Origin of the sequence: Phyllobacterium sp. (genome assembly GCF_037994405.1) — a bacterium.
Classification (GTDB): Bacteria; Pseudomonadota; Alphaproteobacteria; order Rhizobiales; family Rhizobiaceae; genus Phyllobacterium.
In genome coordinates this window covers 1-2,052 of sequence record NZ_JBBNAN010000428.1, presented here as the reverse complement: position 1 = coordinate 2,052, position 2,052 = coordinate 1, and the positions used below count along the sequence as shown (strand labels likewise).

Annotated in this window: 1 protein-coding gene and 1 pseudogene; one reads left to right on the top strand and one right to left on the bottom strand. The window is 55.9% G+C overall.

Annotated features, from left to right (window positions below):
* Positions 1 to 387: 387 nt before the first annotated feature.
* Positions 388 to 1,047: an isoprenylcysteine carboxylmethyltransferase family protein gene (locus AAAC48_RS23210; protein WP_340656455.1), complete on the bottom strand. Its 660-nt coding sequence runs from the start codon at positions 1,045 to 1,047 to the stop codon at positions 388 to 390.
* A gap of 145 nt (positions 1,048 to 1,192) precedes the next feature.
* Here AAAC48_RS23210 and AAAC48_RS23205 point away from each other — a divergent pair.
* Positions 1,193 to 1,946: pseudogene (locus tag AAAC48_RS23205) on the top strand (IS5 family transposase).
* Positions 1,947 to 2,052 lie beyond the last annotated feature (106 nt).

The following is a 2,052-nucleotide window of genomic DNA, read 5'->3' as shown; positions in this document are numbered from 1 at the left end:
AATGAGCTCCGACCGAAACGATCGGATCTGAGCGTAATTATCTGCAAGCTTGCGATTTATCGCGGCTAGTTGATCAGCTCGCTCCGTATCTTCTATAGCTTCCCGACTCAGAATGTCCTCGAACACTTCTTCTGCGATCGGATGTACTCGATGTTGTCCGCGATTGGCATGACCGCTGACAATGCATCTTGTGACAATAACGTATCAACTAGGGTCAGGACCTATTAATCTGGCATCAACTGCCAAGAGCCATCGCTTTCGGAATAGGCCACGCGCCAATTGCAGACATCGGAACCAAAACGTGAGCCTAAGGGACCACGGCAAAAATTGGCTGCATTGGCAGGCCGCGACGACCTTCGAAGCACGCTTCCTAAGGAGGTTTGGCTCTCACCAAATACCCGGGAGAAGCCGCCATCGGACCCGCGCGGCGTAATCCGAATAGCCCGCAAGCTCCGCGCGAAGAATTCGGTCCTCCGTGATGGTGCGGTAGAGCAGAAACGGCAGGCTAAAGAGCACAACGAGCGCAGCCGCAAGCCACGATCCGAGCGCGGGTCCGCTCGCCGCTATGATCAGAAATCCAGCGGTGTAACCAGGGTGGCGGACGAAGGCATAAGGCCCCGTGCTGACGACGTGCTGGCCGCGGTCGGCCTGGATGCGAATGACTGAGGAGAAAAACCGGTTCACACGCATAGCCCATAGTGCAAGGGCGTAGCCGGCCGCGACCGTGAACAGGCAAACGCCCTGAAGCCAATCGGGCACGTTGTCGCTCCAATGGAAACGGCCACGGTCAAGCCCGGCAACGATCCAATGCATGAACAGAACGAGCGAGAAGACCCTCAGCGAGAGCGGCGGCTTCTTGCCACCCGGCCGCATGCGTTCGCGCAGGAGGTCCGGATCGAGCGCCGCGAACGAAACGATCATGACGACAGCGAAGATTGCGAGATAGGCCCAAAAGCCCGGGACAGCGATCGTGCCGGCCGCTGCGAACAATGCGGCAGCCGCGGCGACCACAAACAAACCTGCCTTGAAGTAAGCCGAGACGGGCATCGCTACCTTACCACCTCAAAGGAGAAGCGAAATACGGTGTCCAGTTTACCCCGATGTCTGGCTTGGGCCAACAGGGGACGGTGGCATTTGCCGCTTGCGGCGTCATCGACGGATTGATTCAATGGTTGCGCAAGGAGGCGCTGCCATGAGTGATTTGATGCTGTTGTCTGAGGCGCAGATGCGCCGCATTAAGCCATACTTTCCATTATCGCACGGTATTCCGCGAGTGGACGACCGCCGGATCATCAGTGGTATTGTCTTCGTTATTCGGAACGGATTGCGCTGGCGCGACGCGCCTAAAGAATATGGTCCCCACAAGACGATTTATAATCGCTTCATCCGATGGAGCAGGCTTGGTGTGTTCAGTCGAATCTTAGCCGAACTCGCAGCCGGACGCGGCAAGCCGGAACAATTGATGATCGATGCTACCCATTTGAAAGCACATCGGACGGCAGCCAGCCTGTTAAAAAAGGGGATGTTCCTAGACGTATCGGGCGGACCAAAGGTGGTTTGAATTCGAAACTACACGCGGTGTGCGATGGCCAGGGCCGACCTTTGATCATGTTGCTAAGCGAAGGCCAGATGAGCGATTTCAGAGGGGCCGCACTTATGCTCAAAGCCTTGCCCAAGGCCAAAGCAATGCTTGCAGACAAGGATACGACGCCGATTGGTTTCGAAAGGCGCTGGCTGATCGCAGAATCACCGCCTGCATTCCGTCAAAGGCCAACAGAAAGGTCCCAATCCCGCATGATGTTGTGTTCTACAAGCAACGTCACAAGATCGAAAACATGTTCGGAAAACTCAAAGACTGGCGTCGTATTCACACTCGATACGACCGCTGCGCCCACACCTTCTTCTCAAGCATATGCATAGCAGCGGCCGTGATCTTCTGGCTCTGATTAGTGAGTCCTGACCCTAGTGTCAGGGCTAGCACCTAAGGGTCGCAAAATGTATTCCCGACCTACCCAGGCAAACTCGGCCGGGAAAACAGTAAATGCTGCCGTA

Coding starts and splice junctions, on each gene's coding strand:
- AAAC48_RS23210 (WP_340656455.1), bottom strand. CDS start 1,047: ATGCCCGTCTCGGCTTACTTCAAGGCAGGTTTGTTTGTGGTCGCCGCG.